At 52.7% G+C, this 24,038-nt stretch carries 26 protein-coding genes; 12 read left to right on the forward strand and 14 right to left on the reverse strand.

The genetic code is table 11. The annotated features are described in order from the left end of the window. Window positions 1-90 precede the first annotated feature (90 nt). The 3 genes from MUA00_RS03235 to gpmM are packed head-to-tail and all read right to left on the reverse strand — an operon-like array spanning window position 91 to window position 3,891. Entirely contained in the window at window positions 91-1,047 is a 957-nt protein-coding gene (locus MUA00_RS03235) for a divergent polysaccharide deacetylase family protein (protein WP_271121667.1), read from the reverse strand. Between the two features lie 3 nt (window positions 1,048-1,050). After that, window positions 1,051-2,334 (reverse strand): murein hydrolase activator EnvC, encoded by a 1,284-nt coding sequence (gene envC, locus MUA00_RS03240; protein WP_271121666.1) that lies wholly within the window; start codon window positions 2,332-2,334, stop codon window positions 1,051-1,053. 9 nt (window positions 2,335-2,343) lie between these two features. Beyond that, window positions 2,344-3,891, reverse strand: coding sequence for a 2,3-bisphosphoglycerate-independent phosphoglycerate mutase (gene gpmM / locus MUA00_RS03245; RefSeq protein WP_271121665.1), 1,548 nt, complete (start codon window positions 3,889-3,891; stop codon window positions 2,344-2,346). Between the two features lie 248 nt (window positions 3,892-4,139). Here gpmM and MUA00_RS03250 point away from each other — a divergent pair, with 248 nt between their 5' ends. The 5 genes from MUA00_RS03250 (at window position 4,140) to cysE (ending at window position 7,308) form a co-directional block, all read left to right on the forward strand. Beyond that, on the forward strand, window positions 4,140-4,571 hold the full coding sequence (locus MUA00_RS03250; RefSeq protein ID WP_271121664.1) for a rhodanese-like domain-containing protein: 432 nt from the start codon (window positions 4,140-4,142) through the stop codon (window positions 4,569-4,571). Between the two features lie 24 nt (window positions 4,572-4,595). After that, window positions 4,596-4,847 carry a glutaredoxin 3 gene (gene grxC / locus MUA00_RS03255; RefSeq protein WP_271121663.1) on the forward strand — a complete coding sequence of 84 codons (252 nt, stop codon included), beginning with the start codon at window positions 4,596-4,598 and terminating at the stop codon, window positions 4,845-4,847. A 64-nt stretch (window positions 4,848-4,911) separates the two neighbouring features. Continuing rightward, a complete protein-coding gene (gene secB, locus MUA00_RS03260; protein ID WP_121266219.1) occupies window positions 4,912-5,379 on the forward strand; it encodes a protein-export chaperone SecB in 468 nt (155 codons plus the stop codon). Then, on the forward strand, window positions 5,379-6,398 hold the full coding sequence (gene gpsA, locus MUA00_RS03265) for an NAD(P)H-dependent glycerol-3-phosphate dehydrogenase (protein WP_271121662.1): 1,020 nt from the start codon (window positions 5,379-5,381) through the stop codon (window positions 6,396-6,398). Before secB ends, gpsA begins: the two co-directional genes overlap by 1 nt. Window positions 6,399-6,486: 88 nt before the next feature. Next, on the forward strand, window positions 6,487-7,308 hold the full coding sequence (gene cysE, locus MUA00_RS03270; protein ID WP_271121661.1) for a serine O-acetyltransferase: 822 nt from the start codon (window positions 6,487-6,489) through the stop codon (window positions 7,306-7,308). Here cysE and trmL read toward each other — a convergent pair. The 3 genes from trmL to cpxR form a co-directional block, all read right to left on the reverse strand. Then, window positions 7,305-7,778, reverse strand: a complete 474-nt coding sequence (gene trmL, locus MUA00_RS03275) for a tRNA (uridine(34)/cytosine(34)/5-carboxymethylaminomethyluridine(34)-2'-O)-methyltransferase TrmL (protein ID WP_271121660.1) — start codon at window positions 7,776-7,778, stop codon at window positions 7,305-7,307. The genes cysE and trmL overlap by 4 nt on opposite strands. 86 nt (window positions 7,779-7,864) lie before the next feature. Then, window positions 7,865-9,238 carry an envelope stress sensor histidine kinase CpxA gene (gene cpxA / locus MUA00_RS03280; protein ID WP_271121659.1) on the reverse strand — a complete coding sequence of 458 codons (1,374 nt, stop codon included), beginning with the start codon at window positions 9,236-9,238 and terminating at the stop codon, window positions 7,865-7,867. Then, a complete protein-coding gene (gene cpxR / locus MUA00_RS03285) occupies window positions 9,235-9,933 on the reverse strand; it encodes an envelope stress response regulator transcription factor CpxR (RefSeq protein ID WP_271121658.1) in 699 nt (232 codons plus the stop codon). The genes cpxA and cpxR overlap by 4 nt, the downstream gene beginning before the upstream one ends. A gap of 150 nt (window positions 9,934-10,083) precedes the next feature. Here cpxR and cpxP point away from each other — a divergent pair, with 150 nt between their 5' ends. The 5 genes from cpxP (at window position 10,084) to MUA00_RS03310 (ending at window position 15,329) form a co-directional block, all read left to right on the forward strand. Then, window positions 10,084-10,593, forward strand: a complete 510-nt coding sequence (gene cpxP / locus MUA00_RS03290; protein WP_271121657.1) for a cell-envelope stress modulator CpxP — start codon at window positions 10,084-10,086, stop codon at window positions 10,591-10,593. Between the two features lie 125 nt (window positions 10,594-10,718). Continuing rightward, on the forward strand, window positions 10,719-11,621 hold the full coding sequence (gene fieF, locus MUA00_RS03295; RefSeq protein WP_271121656.1) for a CDF family cation-efflux transporter FieF: 903 nt from the start codon (window positions 10,719-10,721) through the stop codon (window positions 11,619-11,621). Between the two features lie 186 nt (window positions 11,622-11,807). Then, window positions 11,808-12,770 carry a 6-phosphofructokinase gene (pfkA, locus tag MUA00_RS03300; RefSeq protein WP_271121655.1) on the forward strand — a complete coding sequence of 321 codons (963 nt, stop codon included), beginning with the start codon at window positions 11,808-11,810 and terminating at the stop codon, window positions 12,768-12,770. A 147-nt stretch (window positions 12,771-12,917) separates the two neighbouring features. Continuing rightward, the gene (locus tag MUA00_RS03305; protein WP_271121654.1) at window positions 12,918-13,907 is read left to right on the forward strand and encodes a sulfate ABC transporter substrate-binding protein; all 990 of its coding nucleotides are present in this window, start codon (window positions 12,918-12,920) and stop codon (window positions 13,905-13,907) included. A 117-nt stretch (window positions 13,908-14,024) separates the two neighbouring features. Further along, window positions 14,025-15,329: an SLC13 family permease gene (locus MUA00_RS03310; RefSeq protein WP_271121653.1), complete on the forward strand. Its 1,305-nt coding sequence runs from the start codon at window positions 14,025-14,027 to the stop codon at window positions 15,327-15,329. A gap of 40 nt (window positions 15,330-15,369) precedes the next feature. Here MUA00_RS03310 and tpiA read toward each other — a convergent pair whose 3' ends face one another. Both tpiA and MUA00_RS03320 read right to left on the reverse strand, forming a co-directional pair. After that, on the reverse strand, window positions 15,370-16,137 hold the full coding sequence (gene tpiA / locus MUA00_RS03315; RefSeq protein WP_271121652.1) for a triose-phosphate isomerase: 768 nt from the start codon (window positions 16,135-16,137) through the stop codon (window positions 15,370-15,372). A gap of 109 nt (window positions 16,138-16,246) precedes the next feature. Beyond that, the gene (locus MUA00_RS03320; protein ID WP_271121651.1) at window positions 16,247-16,846 is read right to left on the reverse strand and encodes a YiiQ family protein; all 600 of its coding nucleotides are present in this window, start codon (window positions 16,844-16,846) and stop codon (window positions 16,247-16,249) included. 114 nt (window positions 16,847-16,960) lie between these two features. Here MUA00_RS03320 and MUA00_RS03325 point away from each other — a divergent pair, with 114 nt between their 5' ends. Then, complete coding sequence (locus tag MUA00_RS03325; RefSeq protein WP_271121650.1) at window positions 16,961-17,380, forward strand: DUF805 domain-containing protein; 420 nt, start codon at window positions 16,961-16,963, stop codon at window positions 17,378-17,380. A 2-nt stretch (window positions 17,381-17,382) separates the two neighbouring features. Here the strand turns inward: MUA00_RS03325 and fpr are convergent, their stop codons facing one another. The 4 genes from fpr to MUA00_RS03345 form a co-directional block, all read right to left on the reverse strand. Further along, window positions 17,383-18,129, reverse strand: coding sequence for a ferredoxin--NADP(+) reductase (gene fpr / locus MUA00_RS03330; RefSeq protein ID WP_271121649.1), 747 nt, complete (start codon window positions 18,127-18,129; stop codon window positions 17,383-17,385). Window positions 18,130-18,227: 98 nt separating this feature from the next. Next, a complete protein-coding gene (gene glpX / locus MUA00_RS03335) occupies window positions 18,228-19,238 on the reverse strand; it encodes a class II fructose-bisphosphatase (RefSeq protein WP_271121648.1) in 1,011 nt (336 codons plus the stop codon). Window positions 19,239-19,357: 119 nt separating this feature from the next. Beyond that, window positions 19,358-20,872 (reverse strand): glycerol kinase GlpK, encoded by a 1,515-nt coding sequence (glpK, locus tag MUA00_RS03340; RefSeq protein ID WP_271121647.1) that lies wholly within the window; start codon window positions 20,870-20,872, stop codon window positions 19,358-19,360. Window positions 20,873-20,897: 25 nt separating this feature from the next. After that, complete coding sequence (locus tag MUA00_RS03345) at window positions 20,898-21,749, reverse strand: MIP/aquaporin family protein (RefSeq protein WP_271121646.1); 852 nt, start codon at window positions 21,747-21,749, stop codon at window positions 20,898-20,900. Window positions 21,750-22,189: 440 nt separating this feature from the next. Here MUA00_RS03345 and zapB point away from each other — a divergent pair, with 440 nt between their 5' ends. Next, window positions 22,190-22,429 carry a septal ring assembly protein ZapB gene (zapB, locus tag MUA00_RS03350; RefSeq protein WP_121266187.1) on the forward strand — a complete coding sequence of 80 codons (240 nt, stop codon included), beginning with the start codon at window positions 22,190-22,192 and terminating at the stop codon, window positions 22,427-22,429. Between the two features lie 59 nt (window positions 22,430-22,488). On the opposite strand, the gene rraA is transcribed toward zapB, so the two are convergent. Then, window positions 22,489-22,974: a ribonuclease E activity regulator RraA gene (gene rraA / locus MUA00_RS03355; protein WP_271121645.1), complete on the reverse strand. Its 486-nt coding sequence runs from the start codon at window positions 22,972-22,974 to the stop codon at window positions 22,489-22,491. Window positions 22,975-23,066: 92 nt separating this feature from the next. Further along, window positions 23,067-23,996, reverse strand: coding sequence for a 1,4-dihydroxy-2-naphthoate polyprenyltransferase (gene menA / locus MUA00_RS03360; RefSeq protein ID WP_271121644.1), 930 nt, complete (start codon window positions 23,994-23,996; stop codon window positions 23,067-23,069). Between the last annotated feature and the right edge of the window lie 42 nt (window positions 23,997-24,038).

Below are 24,038 nucleotides of genomic sequence, written 5' to 3' on the forward strand. Positions count from 1 at the left end.
AAGCCCGGATCCCTGTTGTGTTAATCAGCCGGCATTATAAGTGTTCAGAACGCAGGTTTATACGCCGTGTTTTTGTGGCCTTGTGAAATTTCAGGACCGTGGCGTGCTGGTTCCCCAGCCTTGCCACTGATGCTGTATATATTTCGCCAGGGTGCTCTGGCTGATGCTATCGCTAAGCACCGCGAAGTAGGTTGTAGCATAGACCGGAGCCAACGGTTTTTTAGGCTTGCAAAGCTTCACGCCGCTAAATGGATTGCGCGGTTGTTCTGCTGGCTTGCCGGGTTTGCCCGGGAGCGCGTTGTTCGGCGTGGAGGTATCTATCTGCGGCTCATGCAACAGGCTGCTGGGGCGTACCAGCATAATATCCGGCGGCAGGCTGTAAATCACCTGCTGTAATACTCGCACCGTTGTTGGATGCGGATGGCCAATGGCAATGGCCGATCCGTTACGGCGTGCGAGCGCAACAGCGCGGTTAAACTGGAAACGGATATCGGCTTCGTTCTGCGTATCGTCGAGAAATACCTTCCGCTTGATGACTTTGACTTTTGTTCCCGCTGCGGCACGCATCGACTGGCTGTTGCCGATGGTCATGCTGTCGAGAAAATAAAGGTTGTACTGATCCAGCGCCTGCATCACTTTTTGCATCCCGAACAGGCTTGAAGTCATGGCGCTGCCCATATGGTTATTTAAACCCACGGCGTAGGGCACTTTATCGACGGCGTCGCGGATAATGCGCTCGATCTCGCTGCTGCTCATTTCCGGACGTAGGGTATCTTTTTCCAGCGGCTGTTTGCTAAGCGGTGCCATCGGTAAGTGGATGAGCACTTCGTGTCCCGCATTATGGGCTTTAGTCGCCATTTCATGGGCGTGCGGAGCGTTGGGCAGAACAGCGACGGACACATTGGATGGCAGGGCGAGAACCTGATTCTCTTGCTGCGGGCGATAACCAAAATCATCAATGACGATCGCCAGCTTGCCGGCATAAACGGGAGTGGCCAGCGTTAACGCGCAGGCGAGAGAAAAAACAACGTGACGAAATTGAAGCAAAACTTATCTTCCCAACCACGGTTGTGGATTGACTGCCTGGCCCTGGCGACGAATTTCGAAATAGAGTGACGGGCGGCCCTGACCACCACTGTTACCCACCAGCGCGATGGGTTGTCCGGCTCGTACCTGCGAACCAACGCTCACCAGCGCGCTCTGGTTGTAGCCATACAAACTCATATCGCCTTTACCGTGTTCTACCACCACAACCAGACCATAGCCCTGGAGCCAGTCGGCGAGAATCACGCGTCCGTCAGCGATGGCTTTTACTTCTGTTCCTTCACCCGCTGCGATAACGATACCTTTCCAACGTAGCTCACCCTGCAGTTGTTCGCCATAACGATGCAGCAGAGAACCGCGCACCGGCCAGAACGCCTGGCCCCTCGGCGACCCAAGGCCGCCGGTTCGGGATATTAACGAACGTTCATCCTGCGTTGGCTTGTAAGTGCTGCCTTTGCTGGCGGCTTCTTTCTGGCGAGTACGTACTTGCTCAGCTTCCCGCGCTTCTTTTTCTGCGCGCGCTTTGGCCGCCGCCGCGGCACGGGCTATTTGATTCTGCAGACGGGATTCGTTCTGGCGCATTTCACCCAGCTTCTGCTGATCCTGCTGGATAGAGGATTCCAGGCTGGAAAGCGTTTTCTTACGCTCGTTGCGTGCTGCCTCAAGCTTAGCCTGTTGAGCCTGTTGTTCGTAAAGCAGCGTTTGCTGCTCGCTCTGTTTGGCTTCAAGCGTCGCTTTTTGCTCGTCGACTTCCGCCTTCGTTTGTTTTAATTCTGCAATGGTCTGCTGGCGGGCGGCGTTCAGATAGCCAAAATACGCCTGCAGGCGCTGACCGCGCTGGCTCTCTTCGCCGCTGAGTATCAGTTGAATTCCCGTATGCTGCCCCTGCCGGAATGCCGCATCAAGCTGAGCCGCCAGGTTACGTTCCTGAGAAGCCTGCTGCTTTTGCAGCTTCACGAGGGAAGCGTTCATGATATCAATCTGGCGGTTAAGCGTGGCGAGGGTGTTTTGCGTATCGCGTAATTTACGGCTTGCCGCAGCGATTGCCTGTTCCTGCTCCTTTAACTGCGCGAGAAGGGCCGAGCGTTGCTGCTGTTGCTGGCGTACCGCACGCTCTTTGGCTGCGATATCCTGCTGGATGGATTTTAGTTGGGCGCTGTCATCCGCATGGCTGGAAAAAGGGCACAGCAATACGCCAGCGCTAAGTACGCTGGCGTAGAGAATGGGTCTGACTGAAAACCGCTTCGGTTTCACGACCCATGTTATTGAAAAAATCGCCTTTCCCCTCATGGGGAAGGATTATTCCACGATGAACAGCGGCTTGCCAGTCATCTCTTGCGGGATTTCCATGCCCATCAGGCTCAGCATGGTTGGTGCGATATCCGAAAGCTTACCGCCTTCTGATGCTTTCACACTGCGTTCGCCGATATAAATCAACGGTACCGGCAGGCTGGTGTGCGCGGTATGGGCCTGACCTGTTGCCGGGTCGCGCATTTGCTCTGCGTTGCCGTGATCAGCGGTGATCAGCAGTTGACCGCCTGCTTTTTCTACAGCGGAAACAACCTGTGCAATACAATTATCCAGCGCTTCAACAGCAGAAATCGCTGCTTCATAAACGCCGGTATGACCGACCATATCACCGTTTGGATAGTTACAGATGATGGCGTCGTACTTACCGCTGTTGATGGCGGACAGTAATTTTTCAGTCAATTCTGCAGAGCTCATTTCCGGTTGCAGGTCGTAAGTCGCCACTTTTGGCGAATTAATTAGCACGCGGTCTTCGCCGGCAAACGGCTCTTCTACGCCGCCGTTATAGAAGAAGGTTACGTGAGCGTATTTTTCAGTCTCGGAAATGCGTAGCTGGGTTTTGTCGTGCTTTGCCATCCACTCGCCAAAAGTATTGGTCAGGGACGCCGGTGGATATGCGCAGGCAGTTTTGATATCGGCTGCGTATTCGGTCAGCATCACGAAATCACCGAATTTCACGACTTTTTTGCGTGCGAAGCCGTCGAAATCAGCATTTATGAATGCACGGGTGATCTGGCGAGCGCGGTCAGCGCGGAAGTTCATAAAGATCAGCGCGTCGCCATCGTTCATTGCCGCATCAGCTTCGCCTTCTGCACGAATCACGGTTGGTTTAACGAATTCGTCGTTTTCATCGCGGGCATAAGCGGCTTCCAGGCCAGCCAAAGCATTAGCTGCCTGGTATTCGCCTTTAGCCTGAGTCATCAGGTCATAAGCCAGCTCCACGCGGTCCCAGCGGTTGTCGCGGTCCATGGCAAAGTAGCGCCCAATGATTGAAGCCACGCGGCCTTTGCCCAGAGCGGCAAATTTGTCAGCGAACTTCTTCAAAGAAGATTCTGCGCTGCGCGGCGGAGTATCGCGACCATCAAGGAAAGCATGCAGATAGATGGCTTGCGCACCACGCTCTGCGGCCAGTTCGATCATCGCCAGGATGTGCTCTTCATGGCTGTGAACGCCGCCAGCAGAAGCGAGGCCCATAATGTGTACAGCTTTGCCAGCCGCGACGGCTTTATCAATAGCTGCGGTCAGCACCGGGTTTGCGAAGAAAGTACGTTCTTTAATTTCAACATCAAGCCGGGTCAGATCCTGATAAACGATACGGCCAGCGCCGAGATTTACGTGACCCACTTCGGAGTTACCCATCTGCCCGTCAGGCAGGCCCACTTCCAGACCTGATGCGTTGATAAGGGTATGCGGGCGTTGGGCCCACAGGTTATCCATAACCGGGGTTTTAGCATTCAGTATGGCGTTATCCTGCTGCTCTTCACGATGGCCGTAACCATCCAGAATCACCAGAACCATAGGTTTTTTAGTAGCCGACATTGCAACAACCTCTAAGTCAAAGACAAAAAATTTGCGTAATTTTACTACAGGTACCAGAGGAAATAGCCGCAGAAGATCAAAGAAAGGGGCCGGATGACGGCCGGTTTATCCCGGGCAAAGTCATTTTTTTCGTAACAGCACGCAGAATCCACAATACATCATGCTGACTGGCTGTAATTGCCACAATGCGAAGGTATACTCCTTGCCTGGTTTTTTTCATATTACTTAGTCGGGAGTTATCACCCCCCATGCAAGAAATTATGCAATTCGTTGGTCGTCATCCCATACTTAGTCTGGCATGGGTTGGTTTACTGGCCGCCGTGCTTTTTATGACCTTTAAGGGATTAACCTCAAAGGTGAAGGTAATTACTCGTGGTGAAGCCACGCGTTTAATTAATAAAGAAGATGCTGTTGTGGTTGATGTGCGTCAGCGTGATGACTACCGCAAGGGCCATATCGCGAACTCACTCAACGTGCTGCCAAATGAAATCAAAAGCGGCAACCTGGGTGAGCTGGAAAAACACAAAGCTAAGCCGGTTATCGTGGTTTGCGGCAACGGCGTTTCCTCTCAGGAGTCAGCAGCATTGCTGACAAAAGCCGGTTTCGAGCAGGTTACCTTGCTAAAAGAAGGTATTGCTGGCTGGAGCGGAGAAAACCTGCCGCTGGTTCGCGGTAAATAATCTGAGTGTATTCTGAGGTAAGCCATGGCGAATATTGAAATCTATACCAAAGCGACCTGTCCTTTTTGCCACCGTGCAAAAGATTTGCTCAGCAGCAAAGGGGTAATTTTCCAGGAATTGCCTATTGATGGCGATGCCGTTAAACGGGAAGAGATGATCAAGCGCAGTGGTCGTACAACGGTGCCGCAGATTTTTATTGATGCACAGCACATTGGCGGCTGTGATGACTTGTATGCGCTTGAAGCACGTGGTGGACTCGATTCCCTGCTGCGATAGCGCGGTTTATCTGCCGTTAGTCGCGGATAAACAAAGGACGTATTAATTTTTTAAGGGTTTAAAAATGTCAGAACAAAACAACACAGAAATGGCTTTCCAGATTCAGCGCGTTTACACCAAGGACATCTCTTTTGAAGCGCCAAATGCGCCTCATGTTTTCCAGAAAGACTGGCAGCCGGAAGTTAAACTGGATCTGGATACCGCGTCCAGCCAGTTGGCGGACGATGTATATGAAGTTGTGCTGCGCGTAACCGTGACCGCAACTCTGGGTGAAGACACCGCTTTCCTGTGCGAAGTGCAGCAGGCAGGCATCTTCTCCATCGGCGGTATCGAAGGCACGCAAATGGCACACTGCCTGGGTGCGTACTGCCCGAACATCCTGTTCCCGTATGCGCGTGAAGCAATCACTAGCCTGGTTTCTCGTGGTACCTTCCCGCAACTGAACCTTGCACCGGTTAACTTCGATGCGCTGTTCATGAGCTATCTGCAGCAGCAATCTGGCGAAGGTGCTGAAAACCATCAGGATGCCTGATGAACAGCCTTAATGCTTCAATGACTGTGATCGGTGCCGGCTCTTACGGCACCGCTCTTGCTATCACACTGGCAAGAAACGGCCACCATGTTGTCCTGTGGGGCCACGATCCAAAACATATTGCTACCTTACAGGCCGATCGCTGTAACGTTGCATTCCTCCCTGATGTTACCTTCCCGGATACGCTTCATCTCGAAAGCGATTTAGCCACTGCGCTTTTGGCAAGCCGCAATATTCTGGTAGTCGTTCCGAGCCATGTCTTTGGTCAGGTATTACGCCAAATCAAACCGCTGATGCGCCCGGACGCGCGGGTAGTTTGGGCAACCAAAGGCCTGGAAGCTGAAACCGGCCGCCTGTTGCAGGACGTTGCACGAGAAGCGTTGGGGGAAAGCGTTCCGCTTGCGGTTATTTCCGGTCCAACCTTTGCCAAAGAGCTTGCCGCTGGCTTGCCTACGGCAATTGCTTTAGCGGCAACCGACGAAAGTTTCGCGCAGGATCTTCAGCAATTGCTGCACTGCGGCAAAAGCTTCCGCGTTTACAGCAATCCAGATTTTATCGGCGTTCAGCTCGGCGGTGCGGTGAAAAACGTTATTGCGATTGGCGCAGGCATGTCCGACGGCATTGGTTTTGGTGCGAATGCGCGTACCGCGCTGATTACTCGCGGGCTTGCCGAAATGACTCGTCTTGGCACTGCGCTAGGCGCCGATCCTGAAACCTTTATGGGCATGGCCGGTCTTGGCGATCTGGTGCTGACCTGTACCGATAACCAATCCCGTAACCGTCGCTTTGGCATGATGCTGGGGCAGGGAATGGACGTGGATGCATCACAACAGAAAATCGGCCAGGTGGTTGAAGGCTACCGTAATACGAAAGAAGTGCGGGAGCTGGCGGCGCGTTTTGGCGTCGAAATGCCAATAACCGAGGAAATTTATCAGGTATTATATTGCGGAAAAAACGCTCGCGAGGCAGCATTAACTCTGCTTGGTAGAACGCGCAAGGATGAACGGAGCAGCAACTGACGCAGTTGCGAATGATGGAACAACACAACCGCAATTACTGAAGCGCTCCGGTCCCGTGCCGGACGCTGTTTTCTGTCTGGAGAGAGCAATGTCGTCTGAAGAACTGGATCTGGTGTGGAACAACATTAAAGCCGAAGCGCGAGCGCTTGCCGATTGTGAACCAATGTTGGCCAGTTTTTATCATGCAACTCTCCTGAAACATGAAAATCTTGGTAGCGCTCTGAGTTATATGCTGGCTAACAAGCTGGCCTCACCGATTATGCCAGCCATCGCCATACGTGAAGTCGTGGAAGAAGCCTATGCGGCAGAACCGCAGATGATCGCCTCCGCCGCCTGCGATATCCAGGCAGTGCGCACCCGCGATCCGGCGGTAGACAAATATTCAACCCCGCTACTCTATCTGAAAGGTTTCCATGCGCTGCAGGCCTATCGTATTGGCCACTGGTTGTGGAACGAAGGGCGTCGGGCGCTGGCGATTTTCCTGCAAAACCAGGTGTCCGTCTCTTTCCAGGTCGATATCCACCCGGCGGCGAAAATTGGCTGTGGGATTATGCTCGATCACGCTACCGGTATCGTGATTGGTGAGACAGCGATTGTAGAAAACGACGTGTCGATTCTGCAATCGGTTACCCTTGGCGGTACCGGGAAAACCAGTGGCGACCGTCATCCAAAAATTCGCGAAGGCGTTATGATTGGCGCCGGGGCAAAAATCCTCGGCAATATTGAGGTTGGACGTGGTGCGAAAATAGGCGCAGGTTCAGTGGTATTGCAGCCTGTTCCACCGCATACCACGGCTGCTGGCGTACCGGCACGTATCGTTGGCAAGCCTGAAAGCGACAAACCGGCGATCGATATGGATCAGCACTTCAACGGTGCCAATAACGGCTTTGAATACGGCGACGGCATTTAACTTCTCAGCACGGCGCCAGGATAACCGAGCTGGCGCCAGGCTTCATACACCACTACAGATACCGCGTTCGATAGGTTCATGCTGCGGCTGTCCGGCATCATTGGGATACGAATTTTTTGTTCGGCAGGCAGCGCATCCAGAATCGTCATCGGCAGGCCACGAGTTTCCGGGCCAAACACCAGATAATCTCCTTCCTGGTAGCTAACGGCGCTGTGTGCGGGCGTGCCTTTTGTTGTTAAGGCAAACAGGCGCTGCGGGTTTTCCGCTTCAAGAAATGCGTTGTAATCCGCATGACGATTAACGGCGGCGAATTCGTGGTAATCCAGACCAGCACGACGCAATCGCTTATCATCCCAGCCAAAACCCGTTGGCTCGATAATATGCAACCGGAAACCGGTATTGGCACAAAGACGGATGATATTCCCGGTATTAGGTGGAATTTCAGGTTCAAATAACACGATATTCAGCATATAACCCCCATAAGACGAGGGGCGCAGAATAGCAAAATTTGTAGCGGGAAGGAAAACAGGCCCGAGGGGCCTGGCAGAGGTAACGGCTAGTTGCGATGGTAGAGTGGCAGCCAGATAATCAATTGCAAACCACCCAACGGGCTGTCTTCGGCTTTCACCCAACCACGATGCTGCTGAACCGCTGTTTCAACGATGGCAAGTCCTAAACCAGTACCGCCGGATTCACGATCTCGTGCTTCGTCGGTGCGGTAGAACGGACGGAAAATTTGCTCGCGATCCGCCGGGCTAACGCCCGGGCCGTCATCATCAACGGTGACGGTAATGCCTTGATTATCAACCGAGAAATTCACCGCGATTTTAGTGTGTGAATAACGCAGCGCGTTGCGAACGATATTTTCCAGCGCACTTTCCAGCGAGTTTGGGTTACCGTACATTAGCCATGGGCCTGGCGGGTAGGTGACCTCCAGCGTTTTCCCCATCTGCTCTGCTTCAAAGGCTGCATTATCCAGCACTTCCGACCAGATTTGGTTTGCCTTCATGGTTTCGCTCGCCAGCGCGTTTTTCTGTTGATTGCGGGACATCACCAGAAGATCGTTAATCATGCCATCCAGACGCTGCGCTTCGGTTTCAATACGTTCAAGTTCTTTGCTTTCACCGCTTTTACGGCGCAGCAAGGCCGTACCCAACTGCAGGCGTGTAAGCGGCGTGCGCAATTCATGGGAGATATCCGACAGCAGCCTTTGCTGCGTTGTCATCATTCTTTCCAGGGCGGTCACCATCTGGTTGAAACTGGCTCCGGCAGCAAGGAATTCTTGCGGGCCTGCTTCCAGTTCAGGATGCTGGCGTAAATTTCCCTGCGCCACTTCATCAGCCGCATTTTTCAACTTGCGCGCGGGTTTTGCGAGGCTCCACGCAAGCCACAACAGCAGCGGGGAGCTGACCAGCATGGTGACGATCAGCAGCAGAAGCGGCCTGTCAAACAGCAGATTAATAAAGTCGGACTGGGAACTGCTGGCCGGGCGGATAAGATAGAGCTGGTAATTATCTTCCCCATCGCGAACAGAAAATGGTCCTACTAACTCAACCCGGCCATATTTTTTCTTCTGCGGATGATCGGAGTTGTCAGACTGGCCGATAAAGTTACGGATAATCTGCATTTCGTTGCGCTGGGCACCAATCACTCGCCCTTCGCTGGTCACCAGCAACAGGCGTTGTCCTGGCGGAGCCCATTTATCAATGGCCCGAAACAGGCGGCGCCACCACATCAGGTCGTTAGGCGGATCGTTTTCAAGCTCCGCCTCGACATGCTGCTCAATCATAATGCCTTGACGTTGCTCATTTTCCATCAGTTCGGTCATTTGACGCGAATCCAGTTTTGGCAGCATCAGTACCAGCATCAACACTAATGCTAACGTCAACCAGAAGATGGCAAAAATACGCGCGGTAAGGCTACTTATCATGAAGCGGACACCATCAAATATCCACGGCCACGCAGCGTCTTAAACCACGGATGCCCATCTTTACGATCGGGTAATTTACGGCGCAAGTTGGAGATGTGCATGTCAATGGCGCGGTCAAACGGCGTTAAACGTTTACCTAAAACTTCCTGGCTAAGATGTTCGCGTGAAACCACCTGGCCTAAATGCTGAGCTAACAGATACAGCAGGGTAAATTCTGTACCCGTTAAATCTAGCGCCTGGCCATCAAAGCTGGCTTCCTGGCGACCAGGATTGAGGCTTAATCCATCAACGTCCACCGTTGGCGAGCCGCTATCGCTGTTTTGCAGTTGTTCACTCCAGTGCGAACGGCGCAAAATAGCGCGTATGCGGGCCACCAGTTCACGATCGTTGAACGGTTTAGGGAGATAGTCATCTGCGCCCAATTCAAGGCCGAGCACGCGGTCTAACTCGCTTCCGCGCGCGGTAAGCATAATGACAGGAGTCTGATGTGTCTGGCGTAGCTCTTTCAAAGTATCGATGCCGTTCTTTTTTGGCATCATCACGTCGAGCAATAACAGGTCGATGCTGTCGTCTAAAAGCTCTAACGCTTGTTCGCCGTCGTGCGCGACAATCACGTTAAAACCTTCCATGTCGAGCAGTTCCTTTAACAGGGAAGTAAGCTCTCGGTCATCATCAACTAGCAGAATTTTATTCATTGTTAAATTACCTCCGAGGCAGAAATTACGTCATCAAGGCGCGCTAATCCATGACTTTACGTTGTTTTACACCCCCTGACGCTAGTTTGCAGCGGGAATCGTAGACTGGCTCTCGTTGAATCGCAGCACACAAGATTTTGGGAGCAAGTGATGCGCAATGTTACCGCTGCCGTCATGGCCTCAACACTGGCGCTCGTAACGCTAGCCAGCCAGGCCGCAGATTTATCGACCAGCGATAACTGGCATCCGGGCGAAGAGCTAGTAAAGCGTAACAGTGTTCAGAGCCAAATGTTTGACGGCATTAATTTAACTGAACAGCAACGCCAGCAGATGCGCGATCTGATGCAGCGTGCAAGGCATGATAGCCCACCCGTGAACGTTCGCGAAATGGAGGCCATGCATAATCTGGTCACCGCAGAAAATTTTGACGAAACGGCGGTTCGCACTCAGGCAGAAAAAATGGCACAGGAACAGGTTGCTCGCCAGGTAGAAATGGCGAAAGTGCGCAACCAAATGTACCGCCTGTTAACGCCTGAGCAGCAAGCCGTTTTGAATAACAAACACCAACAGCGCATGAATCAGTTTCGTGAACTGGCGGATTTGCAGCGAATGTCTTCGCTGCAGGCACTGAGTAGTAGCAATACCCGTAGTAACCAGTAACAAACCCTGTTTTCCTTGCCATAGACACCATCCCTGTCTTCCCCGCCTACCACGGCGGGGTTTTTTTTGCCTGAGAGATCGGACGAATCCGCTATACTAGCCAGCATTAATTTGTTGGAGCCCCTATGAATCAACAGTATGGGCAGTTGGTCAGCCGCGCGGCGATCGCTGCGACGGTGATGGCGTCGCTGTTACTTTTGATTAAAATTTTCGCCTGGTGGTATACCGGTTCTGTCAGTATTCTGGCGGCGCTGGTTGATTCACTGGTTGATATTGCTGCGTCGCTAACCAACCTTCTCGTTGTGCGCTATTCGCTGCAGCCTGCGGACGAAGAGCATACCTTCGGGCACGGTAAAGCAGAATCCCTGGCGGCGCTGGCGCAAAGCATGTTTATCTCAGGCTCAGCGCTATTCCTGTTTTTAACCGGCATCCAACACTTGGCCGATCCAGCGCCGATGAAACAGCCTTTTGTGGGGATCGTCGTCACCGTAATCGCCCTGTTCAGCACGCTAATTCTCGTGACTTTTCAACGCTGGGTGGTGCGAAAAACGCAAAGCCAGGCCGTTCGTGCGGATATGCTTCATTATCAGTCTGATGTTATGATGAACGGCGCGATTCTTATCGCGCTGGCGTTATCCTGGTATGGCTGGCATCGCGCTGATTCATTGTTTGCATTAGGGATTGGCGTCTATATTTTGTATAACGCTGTTCGCATGGGCCACGAGGCCGTGCAATCCCTTTTAGATCGTGCGTTACCGGAAACTGAGCATCAGGCCATTATTGATATCGTTACTTCATGGCCGGGCGTCAGAGGAGCACATGATTTACGTACGCGGCAGTCAGGGCCGACCCGCTTTATTCAGCTTCATATCGAAATGGAAGACAATTTACCGCTGGTTCAGGCGCATGTTATCGCTGAACAGGTGGAACAGGCGATTCTGCATCACTTCCCCGGTTCGGATGTGATCATTCATCAGGATCCCTGCTCGGTCGTTCCATCGGAGCGGCAAGGGCATTTTGAGCTTTAGTTTATCGTTGTAGAAAAGCAGACATGGGCAGCGTTTTATGGGTAAATTACCGCCATATGGCCTGACCTGAATCAATTCAGCTGGAAGCGGTTGATATACTATTTGCAGCAGAGTCGAAGCCTCGGTTTGCTCGCAGGCTGTTTCCGGCAACAGGATTTATTTTGCATTCAAAGTTCAGAGGTAGTCATGATCAAAAAAATTGGTGTGTTGACGAGTGGCGGTGATGCGCCGGGCATGAACGCCGCGATTCGCGGCGTGGTTCGTGCGGCATTGTCGGAAGGTCTGGAAGTAGCTGGTATTTACGATGGCTATCTCGGTTTGTATGAAGATCGCATGATCAACCTGGACCGCTACAGCGTGTCCGACATGATCAACCGTGGCGGCACTTTCCTGGGCTCTGCTCGCTTCCCTGAGTTCCGTGAAGAACACGTTCGCGCCGTGGCGATTGAGAACATGAAAAAACGCGGTATCGATGCGCTGGTTGTTATCGGCGGCGACGGTTCCTACATGGGCGCTAAGCGTCTGACTGAAATGGGCTTCCCATGCATCGGTCTGCCAGGCACCATCGACAATGACGTAGCGGGTACCGACTACACCATCGGTTATTTCACCGCGCTGGAAACCGTTGTTGAAGCGATTGACCGCCTGCGTGACACCTCTTCTTCCCACCAGCGTATTTCTATCGTTGAAGTCATGGGTCGTTATTGCGGCGACCTGACCCTGGCTGCAGCTATCGCGGGTGGCTGTGAATTTATCGTTCTGCCAGAAGTGGAATTCAATCAGGAAGACCTGGTTGCCGAAATTAAAGCCGGTATCGCGAAAGGCAAAAAGCACGCTATTGTTGCGATTACCGAGCACATCTGCGACATCGACGAGCTGGCAAAATACATCGAAACCGAAACGGGCCGCGAAACGCGCGCAACCGTACTGGGCCATATCCAGCGCGGCGGCTCTCCGGTCGCCTATGATCGCATCCTTGCTTCCCGTATGGGCGCTTACGCCATTGAACTGCTGCTGCAAGGTCACGGCGGCCGCTGCGTAGGTATTCAGAACGAGAAAATGGTTCACCACGATATCATCGACGCTATCGAAAACATGAAGCGTCCATTCAAAGGTGACTGGCTGGACTGCGCGAAAAAACTGTACTGAGTAAGTATGCAAAAAGCCGGGAAACCCCGGCTTTTTTTATACGCCTGTATATTTCTAATAGTTATAGCCAATCTTTTTTTATTCTTTAATCATTGGATAAGTTTCTGGCAGGCTGAGTTCATCAAACTACATATAAGAGAGCGTGCGATGAACAAGTGGGGAGTGGGTTTAACATTACTTTTGGCGTCTTCGAGCGTCCTGGCGAAGGACATCCAGTTACTTAACGTGTCTTATGATCCGACGCGTGAATTATACGAAGAATACAATAAAGCCTTTAGCGCTCACTGGAAGCAGCAAACCGGTGATGACGTAGTGGTGCGTCAGTCCCACGGCGGCTCGGGTAAACAAGCGACTTCGGTGATCAATGGTATTGAAGCAGACGTTGTTACCCTTGCGCTGGCTTATGATGTCGATGCCATTGCTGAGCGCGGCCGTATTGATAAAAACTGGATTAAACGCCTGCCGGATAACTCCGCGCCATACACTTCCACCATCGTATTCCTGGTGCGTAAAGGCAATCCAAAACAGATCCATGACTGGAACGATCTGATTAAGCCTGGCGTTTCCGTTATCACCCCGAACCCGAAAAGTTCTGGCGGCGCCCGCTGGAATTATCTTGCCGCATGGGGTTATGCCCTGCACCACAACAACAACGATCAGGCCAAAGCACAGGACTTCGTGAAGGCGCTGTTTAAAAACGTTGAAGTGCTGGATTCCGGCGCTCGTGGCTCAACGAACACTTTCGTTGAACGCGGTATTGGCGATGTGCTGATTGCCTGGGAAAACGAAGCGTTGTTGGCTACCAACGAACTGGGCAAAGATAAGTTTGAAATTATCACCCCAAGCGAATCCATCCTGGCTGAACCTACTGTTTCCGTTGTCGACAAAGTGGTTGATAAGAAAGGCACTCAGAAAGTCGCAGAAGAGTATCTGAAATATCTCTACTCTCCGGAAGGGCAGGAAATCGCCGCGAAGAATTACTATCGCCCGCGTAATGCGGACGTTGCGAAAAAATACGAAAGCGCCTTCCCTAAACTGAAGCTGTATACCATCGACGAAGAGTTCGGCGGCTGGACAAAAGCTCAGAAAGAGCACTTCTCCAACGGTGGCACCTTCGACCAAATCAGCAAGCGTTAACCGACACGGCCCAACGGGGCCGTTTCTCTTCATGTTTTAAATGCGAGCAATTATCAACAAATTTTACATTACCGCAGCTCCGCCGTAGACTGCTGAAAAAATCTACCGGAGACAGGTATGTCGAACTGGTTTATTCACCCCTTGTTTCTCCCCACTCTGATTATCCTTGTCACCATCATTTTTTGGGCAACCTCCGCCCTGCCTGAATATCTCACCGCGCTGCTGTTTTTTGCCGCGGCAATGGTGGCAAAAATTGCGCCTGCGGAAGTTATTTTCAGCGGATTTGCCTCCTCAGCGTTTTGGTTAGTCTTCAGCGGGTTTGTTCTGGGAATTGCTATTCGCAAAACTGGCCTTGCTGACCGGGCAGCAAGAGTGATTTCTGCAAACCTGACGGATTCCTGGGTGCGGATGGTCGCCAGCGTCGTGTTACTCAGCTATGCGCTCGCTTTTGTGATGCCTTCAAACATGGGGCGTATCGCATTGTTGATGCCCATTGTGGCGGCGATGGCGAAACGCTCCGGCATTGCGGATGGATCTCGTGCCTGGTTTGGCCTGGCGCTGGCGGTCGGTTTTGGCACCTTCCAGCTTTCGGCCACCATTCTGCCCGCCAACGTGCCTAATCTGGTCATGAGCGGCGCGGCAGAAGGCTCTTACGGTATCCATCTTAACTATCTGCCTTATCTTTGGCTGCACACGCCGGTGCTGGGAATGTTAAAAGGACTGGCGCTAATCGGCCTGATTTGCTGGCTCTTTCCTGGAAAACCTCACGCGCCGAAGGCGACAGAACATCCCGGCCCGATGAGCGGCGATGAAAAACGCCTGGCATGGCTGCTTGCGGCGGTATTGGGACTTTGGGTCAGTGAAAGCCTGCATGGCATTGGCCCGGCCTGGGTGGGGCTTGTCGCCGCCTGTATTACGCTGCTGCCGCGAGTGGGTTTTATTACCAGCGAAGAATTTGCAAGCGGGGTTAATGTGCGCACCTGCTTCTATGTGGCGGGAATACTGGCTCTGGCTTCCACGGTAACGGAAACCGGGTTAGGCAGCGTGATGGGCGAGAAATTACTCGCCGTGATGCCGCTTGATCCTGGTAGCCCTTTTACCAGCTTTGTCGCTCTGACGGGCATAACCAGCCTGCTGAACTTCATCGTTACGGCGAACGGCGTGCCTGCGCTATACACGACGCTTGCCGAAAGCTTCTCACAGGCGACCGGCTTCCCGCTGTTATCGGTAATTATGGTGCAGGTGCTCGGCTATTCAACGCCGCTGTTACCGTATATGGCATCGCCGATTGTGGTGGCCATGGCGTTAGGGCAGGTGCCTGCAAAGGCCGGTTTAAAGCTTTGTCTGGCATTAGCGGTGGTGACGTTTGTAATACTAATGCCGCTGGATTACGGCTGGTTCCGGCTATTGGGCCAGCTATAAAAAAAGCCCCGTTTGGGGCTTTTTAATCATCGTGCGTGACTTACGCTTTTTTCGCTTCAGCCGCAGCTTTAACGATAACCGCGAAAGCGTCTGCTTTCAGGGAGGCGCCGCCAACCAGCGCGCCGTCGATGTCCGGCTGAGCAAACAGCTCGGCTGCGTTTTTATCGTTTACGGAACCGCCGTACTGGATGATAACTTGTTCAGCCACTTTCGCATCGGCTTTAGCGATGTGATCGCGAATGAATTTGTGAACGGCCTGAGCCTGAGCAGGCGTTGCTGATTTGCCAGTACCGATTGCCCAAACGGGTTCGTAAGCAATAACCACGCCTTCGAAAGCCGCAGCACCCTGAGTTTTCAGAACGGCATCGATCTGACGAGCGCAAACTTCTTCAGTTTTGCCCGCTTCGTTTTCTGCTTCGGTTTCGCCGATGCACAGAACCGGGGTCAGGCCGACATCTTTAAGCACTGCGAATTTCTTCGCAATCAGTTCGTCAGATTCAGCGTGATAAGTACGACGCTCGGAGTGACCGATGATGATGTATTTAGCACCGATATCTTTGAGCATTTCAGCGGAAACTTCGCCGGTAAACGCACCAGAAAGGTTTACGTCAACGTTCTGAGCACCAAGAACAATGTGGCTACCGGAAGCAGCGTGTTTTGCCAGGTCCAGGTACATGGTTGGCGGGGCAATAGCTACGCCACAACCATCAACACCGGCCAGTTCTTTACGCAGGCCAGCAATCAACTCGTTAACCATCTGCTTGCTGCCGTTGAGTTTCCAGTTACCCATCACTAAAGGATGTCGCATTTTAATTCTCCACGCGGTCAATCAAATAAAAGAATCGCTGCCTTCAGGGCAGCGTGGTCTGTGAAACAGTATAGAGACTCAACAGGTGAAAGGCTTTGCTTTTTGTCATTTATTCACCGTTGTTTAAGGTTTCAGAAAGCGCTAGCTTAATCGGTTCAACAGCAAAAGTTAGCCCCTTTTCGCCGTTATCTGCCACCACATAGCGAATGGCCCCTTCGGTCTGTGCGAAGTAGCGTTTATTTTTCCCGGCGCTCAGTAATTTGTTCAGTCTTTCCTGGCTTTGCTGTTGAGAAAACGTAGGGGTGAGGCTGCGCAGCAGGGCCGCCATATATTCCGTTGCTTTCGCGCGCGCTGCTTTCTGCTCCGGCCCTTGAATCGGCAACCAGGTCATCTGGATAGATTTGATTTTCAGCGTGCCGCGCTCGAGCGCTGTAGAAGCATAGAGATTTTCGTTAATCTTGCTGGCCGCTCGCGTCAGATTAGCCTTGTCACGGCTGGAGTCGATAGCGCGAAACTCACCGATAGGCAGCTTTGGATTATCAATATTAAATTTTTCGCGGAACTGCGTAATCGTCAGATCGAAAGTGGGCGATCCTGGCAGTAAATAAGGCGCTGCAGGTAAGGTGGCCGGCGTGTCTGAAGGTGGATCTGCCCGGCTCACCGCAACAGGTAGCGTGAACAGCGCAAGGGCGCAGAGCAGATATTTCATCAACAGCTTCTCCAGAACATTCATTGCAGTGATTAAATCGGCAATCTGTTGGCTTGTCAAAACCCGGCATAGCCAGGGTACACTACGCCGCATAAGTTTAATAAGGACCTTACCATGACCATACAGCTTTGGCTGTTCTCTTTTAAAGGGCGCATCGGGCGTCGCGATTTCTGGATTTGGATTGGCGTCTGGATTGCTGGACTGGCGATTTTGTTTACCCTGGCCGGGGCAAAAATTATGCCTTATTCGACCGCTGGCTTCTTTTTGTGCGGGTCGTTGATTCCTACGGCAGCGGTCATTGTTAAACGCCTGCACGATCGTAATAAAAAAGGCTGGTGGGCGTTGCTGTTTATTCCGGCATGGCTACTTCTGGCTGGCAACTGGGAAGTTTTCGGCAGCGTAGCGCAGTGGGGGTTAGGGCGTTTTATCCCGACGCTGATTCTGGTGATGATGATTATGGACCTGGGCGCGTTTGTCGGCACCCAGGGCGAAAACAGGTTTGGCAAAGATACAAGTGAAGTAAAATACCGCTGAGTTTACCAGTAGTGCTCTGCGGTCATATGGCCCGGACGACGACGTAAATGTTTGGTCATCTGCCGGGTATCCTTCAGCAATTGCTGGGTATCACGCACCATTTGTGGGTTGCCGCACAGCATGACATGGCTGGTTTCAATGTCCATCGGCAATCCAACCGCCGCTTCCAGCTCACCGCTTTCAATTAACGCAGGCACGCGCCCGGTCAGTGAACCGGCGATGGTTTCCCGGCTGACCACCGTCTGAATACGTAACTTCCCAGCATAGCGCTGCTGAAGCTGCTGCATTAACGGCAGATAGCTAAGGTCATTGGCATAGCGCACGGCGTGCAACAGCACAATATTCTCGAAGCGCTCGAGGTCTTTGCCTTCCTGCAGAATCGAAAGATAAGGGCCAAGCGCGGTACCGGTTGCCAGCATCCACAGCGTCTTACAGTCCGGGATTTCTTCCAGAACAAAGAACCCGGCGGGCTCACGCACCACCATCACTTCGTCACCGGGTTGCATAACGTGCAGACGCGGGCTGAGTTTACCTTCCGGCACGTTGACCAGATAAAATTCGAGATCGGGATTGCCTGGCGCGTTGACATAAGAGTAGGCGCGCTGCACGCGCTCACCGTCAATTTCCAGGCCAAGCTTAGTAAACTGCCCGGCGGTAAACGGGGCGACAGGAGCCTGAACCGTGAGGCTAAAAAGAGAATCGGTCCAGTGTTGAACCTGAGTGACTTTACCTTTTATCCAATCCGCCATGTTGCGCTCCTGTTGTTGCTCTTGCCTTATCTTCACCAGAATAGTGAAAGATTTCCAGCCGGTACGGGCTGGAAAGCTCAATCAGACAAACGGCAGCCTTACAGAATATGGGTCTGCACGTCCGGGTCTTTACGATCAAGATAATGAATGGATTTGATGCGGCGAATGGTGCGGGATTTACCGCGAATCAGCAGCGTTTCCGTCGTCGCCATATTGCCTTTACGCGTGATGCCGTCGAGCAGATCGCCTTTGGTGATGCCGGTCGCTGAAAAGATAACGTTATCGTTGCGCGCCATGTCGTCCAGCTTCAGAACTTTTCCTGCTTCAATGCCCATCGCTTTGCAGCGCGCCAGTTCCTGCTCACCAATGCGGCGGTTTTCTTCGCTTTCGCCTTTCACATGATGTCGGGCCAACAGACGGCTTTGCATATCGCCGTCCAGCGCGCGGATTACCGCTGCGGAAATTACGCCTTCAGGCGCGCCACCGATGCCGTACATTACGTCTACTTCGCTGTCCGGCATGCAGGTCAGAATCGACGCCGCGACATCGCCGTCAGGAATAGCGAAAACGCGCACGCCAAGTTTCTGCATTTCAGCAATAGTTGCTTCGTGGCGTGGTTTAGCAAGGATGGTGACGGTGAGTTCGCTGAGCGACTTATTAAGCGCAACGGCAACGTTATGCAAATTTTGCGCAAGCGGCAGGTTAAGATCGATAACGCCTCGCGCGCCAGGGCCGACAATCAGCTTTTCCATATACATATCAGGCGCGTTCAGGAAGCTGCCTTTATCGCCAACAGCCAGTACCGCCAGCGCGTTGGCCTGGCCCATCGCCGTCATGCGGGTACCTTCGATTGGGTCAACAGCGATATCCACCGCGTCGCCTTGCCCGGTTCCCACTTTTTCGCCGATATAAAGCATCGGCGCTTCGTCGATTTCTCCTTCGCCAATCACAATCTGGCCGTCGATATTGACCTGATTTAGCACGATTCGCATGGCGTGAACGGCCGCGCCGTCAGCGATATTTTTGTCGCCACGGCCAAGCCATTTATAACCAGCCAGCGCCGCGGCTTCGGTTACCCGGGAAAATTCGATCGCAAGTTCTCGTTTCATCACATACTCATCTGGCAAGCTTAATTGCGACGGAGTGTAGCACAGGCGAGAAATAGCCGGGAAAGCCCGGAACTTGAGAAGGGTATAAAAATGGCCCCGTCAGGGGCCAGGTAAAGCAATCAGGATTCGTCGTGTTCTTCCCATGCAAGGGCGCGTTTAACCGCTTTTTTCCAGCCTGCGTAACGGAAATTACGCTCGGTGGTTTCGATGCCCGGGCGGAACTCTTTCTCGATAACGGCCTTCTCGCTCACTTCGTCTAAATTCTGCCAGAAGCCAACTGCCAGTCCTGCCAGATAAGCGGCGCCCAGAGCCGTCACTTCACGCACTTCAGGACGCTCAACGCGGGTGCCGAGAATATCGGACTGGAACTGCATCAGGAAATTGTTGGCAACCGCACCGCCATCCACGCGTAAGGCATGCAGCCGAATACCTGAATCTGCCTGCATCGCTTCGAGCACATCGCGGGTTTGATAAGCGATGGATTCCAGCGTAGCGCGGATGATGTGGTTTGAATTCACTCCACGCGTCAGGCCGAAGATTGCGCCGCGCGCGTACGGATCCCAGTAAGGCGCGCCGAGGCCGGTAAATGCCGGAACTACGTACACGCCGTTAGTATCTTTTACCTTAGTGGCGAAGTATTCAGAATCAAACGCATCGCTAATGAGCTTCATTTCATCGCGCAACCACTGAATCGAGGCGCCAGCCATAAACACCGCGCCTTCCAGGGCATAGTTCACTTCACCTCGTGGACCGCAGGCGATAGTTGTCAGCAGGCCGTGGCTTGAGGCAACGGCTTTTTCGCCGGTATTCATCAGCATAAAGCAGCCGGTGCCGTAGGTGTTTTTCGCCATGCCTTCTTTCACGCAAAGCTGGCCGAACAGCGCAGCCTGCTGGTCGCCTGCGATACCAGCGATAGGAATACGCGTGCCGCCTTTACCGCCGATATTCGTCTGGCCGTAAACTTCGGATGATTTGCGCACGTCCGGCAGCATGGCGCGTGGGATATCCAGCGCTTCCAGCATGCGATCATCCCAGTCCAGCTCATGGATATTGAACAGCATGGTACGGGAAGCGTTGGTGTAATCGGTTACGTGCACGCGTCCCTGAGTCATTTTCCAGATAAGCCAGGTATCAATGGTGCCGAAAAGCAGTTCGCCACGGCGAGCGCGCTCGCGTGAACCTTCTACATGGTCGAGGATCCATTTTACTTTGGTGCCGGAGAAATACGGGTCGATGACCAGGCCAGTATTGTGGCGAATATACTCTTCCATGCCGTCGCGTTTGAGTTTCTCGCAGATCTCAGCGGTACGACGGCACTGCCAGACGATGGCGTTATATATCGGCTTTCCGGTTTCACGCTCCCAGACAACGGTGGTTTCGCGCTGGTTAGTGATGCCGATTGCTGCAATCTGATCGGAATTAATATCTGCTTTCGCCAGCACCTCCACCAGCGTGGAGCTTTGGGTCGCCCAGATTTCCATTGGGTCATGCTCAACCCAGCCAGGCTTTGGATAGATCTGCTCAAATTCACGCTGCGACACGCTGATGATATTGGCGTCATGATCCAGAACGACGGCACGGGAGCTGGTGGTGCCCTGGTCGAGCGCGACGATGTACTTTTTTTCTGTGGTCATAAACTTGTCCCGAAGTCAGTGTTGCTTAAGATGCATTTTGCTGTGTGGAAGCGCCCGACGTTTTCTCTTCAATGTCTTCGCAAACGTCACACGGCAAATGGCGACCAATCAATTTACGATACCCGAATGCGCCTAACGCAGCACCGGTTAGCGGGCCAAAAACAGGCACCAGGAAATAAGGAATATTTTTGCCGCCGGTAAAGGCAACGTCGCCCCAGCCGGCCAGCCAGGCGAACAGTTTCGGGCCAAAATCACGAGCCGGGTTCATGGCAAAGCCGGTCAGTGGGCCCATTGATGCGCCAATCACGGCGATTAATAAACCAATCAGCAGGGGAGCAAGCGGCCCGCGCGGGATGCCGTTGCCGTCGTCGGTCAGCGCCAGAATCACGCCCATCAGAATGGCGGTAATGACCATTTCTACGGCAAAAGCCTGCACAAGATTAATGTGCGGGTTTGGATAAGTGGAGAAAATGCCGGCTAATTCCAGGCTTTCCACGCTGCCGCGCACCATGTGATGGGTCTGTTCGTAATCCAGGAACAAATTGTAATACAAGCCGTATACCAGCGCTGCGGCGCAGAAGGCGCCTGCGATCTGGGAGACAATAAACGGCGCCACTTTGCGTTTGTCAAAGCAGGCGAACAACCATAGTGCAACCGTGACGGCAGGATTGAGATGCGCACCAGAAACGCCGGCGGTCAGGTAAATGGCCATCGCCACCCCTAAGCCCCAAATGATGCTGATTTCCCACTGTCCGAAGCTTGCGCCTGCCACTTTTAATGCGGCCACACATCCCACACCGAAGAAAATCAACAGCGCGGTACCCATAAATTCTGCGATGCACTGGCCTTTTAAGGTTGGTGAAGCTGTCTGACTCATAATAGGGTCCTGAAGGCAAAATTAATGATTATTGTGATTTGAGCGTCCTTGCCACCCTTATGCCATGTAGGCATGGTGTTAATTTATCGTTAACGAACATAAACGAGAAATATCGAACGCTAAATTTGTGGCTTTCGTCAACAAAATGAGCGTTTACGAGCCAAAAGTGAGCATTAACACCCAGTATCGTTGGGGGAATGGATTCGTTTGGGTAACAGGTTATTTAACAATTACCGGTTAAGTCGCCCGCAGTCTTTCGGCATAAGCTGAAAAACGTCATGTTACGCAAAGAGCGCGGGAAGCCGCTGGACACGCGGTGCGGCGCTACTTACAATCGGGGAAACGCTGCGTGGTGCGCATATGTTCACAAAGGCGTCGCCGGAAGCTCCGGGACGAGGATAGCCATCCATCAACGCCTTGCAATTCAGGAGAGATTTGACATGTCATTTGAAGTTTTTGAGAAACTGGAATCGAAAGTACAGCAGGCGATTGACACTATCACGTTGTTGCAGATGGAAATCGAAGAGCTGAAAGAGAAAAACAATAGCCTGGCCCAGGAAGTGCAGCAGGCGCAAGGCAATCATGAAGAGCTGGTCCGTGAGAACAACTCTCTGAAAGAACAACAGCATGTCTGGCAGGAACGCCTGCACGCGCTGCTGGGTAAGATGGAAGAAGTGTAAGCGACAGGCTGAAATAAAACGGGCGCCCTTCAGGCGCCCGTTTTGCATGGTAAATCTGATTATTCGATATCAAGCGGATCTTCGGAAAGGATAATGCCGGTATTGTCCGCGTAAAGATGATCGCCGGAGAAGAACGTCACGCCGCCAAAGTTAACTCGCACATCGCTTTCACCGATACCTTCGCCCGTAGAACCAACAGGAATCGCGGCGATGGCCTGAATACCGATATCCAAATCTTCGAGGTCGTCCACCTGACGGACCGCGCCATAGACAACAATGCCTTCCCATTCGTTTTGCGTAGCCAGACGAGCCAGCTCGGCATCAATAAGGGCACGGCGTACTGAGCCGCCGCCATCGACCAGCAAAACACGGCCACGGCCATTCTGTTCGAGCAGATCGTACAGCAACCCGTTGTCCTCGAAACATTTCACCGTCATGATTTGCCCGCCAAACGACGACCGCCCACCAAAGTTGGAAAACAGCGGTTCAACGACGTTGACATCTTCCTGGTAGATGTCGCAAAGCTCGGAAGTATCATATTTCATAGGATTTAAGTTCTGTTGCTGCAGGAGTTGTCAGTATATCGCTTAATGTTAACTGTTGGCAAAATCATCAATTGTTAATTGATATTTATCAGCTAAAAATGCGCCTTGCTGAGCACAACTCCTATCGCAAACAACAGGTTAATCAGCAGTGCCGCTTTCACCGTACGCTCAAGCATCGGGCGGATAGCGGTGGGTTCCTTTTCACGCGTGACGTAAATCGCCTGTTTAATGAGAAGCGGCGCCGCCAGCACAAACAGCCATCCCCACAGGCTTTTCAGCCAAACCAGATTAAAGATTGCCAGACACAACAGCGCCCCCATCAGCAGGCAAACATGATAGCGGCGAGCCAGAACCGGCCCCAGACGCACCGCCAGCGTGTTTTTACCGTTCTCTCGATCGCTATCGATATCGCGCAGGTTGTTGATATTTAAAACGGCTGTTGCCAACAAACCACAAGCGGTAGCGGGCAGGAAAACCAGGGGTACGAGCGTATGAGCCTGTAAATACCAGCTTCCCGCCACGCTCAACCAGCCGAAAAAGACCAGCACGGAAATATCGCCCAGCCCCATATATCCATACGGACGAGTGCCGACTGTATAGGTAATTGCTGCGATAATGGCAATCAGGCCGAGCATGAGAAAACCGAAGAAATCGGCCGGGGTGCGGCAGGCAACGGCCACCAGCGCCAGCCCGGACAGACAAATAAGCACAACGGTAATAATCAGCGCGCGCTTCATTTGCGCCTGGGTAATTACCCCTTTTTGCATACCGCGTAAAGGACCAATGCGGTCTTCTTTATCGCTGCCTTTTACCGCATCGCCATAATCATTCGCGAGGTTAGAGAGGATTTGCAACAGCCCCGCCGTCAGCAGCGCAAGCCCGGCCACTGCGGGATCGAATACCCCTTGCCAGTACGCCAGCGCTGAACCGCAGACGATAGAGGCAAAAGCCAGCGGCAGGGTGCGTGGTCGCAGGCTTTCCAGCCAGGCCCTCGTGATGCTTACAGAGTGCGAATCGTTCATAGTTATAGGTGCCAGTGATAAAAAAATGGAGGGCATAAGCCC

Origin of the sequence: Dryocola boscaweniae, assembly GCF_025215095.1 — a bacterium.
GTDB classification, from domain to species: domain Bacteria; phylum Pseudomonadota; class Gammaproteobacteria; order Enterobacterales; family Enterobacteriaceae; genus Dryocola; species Dryocola boscaweniae.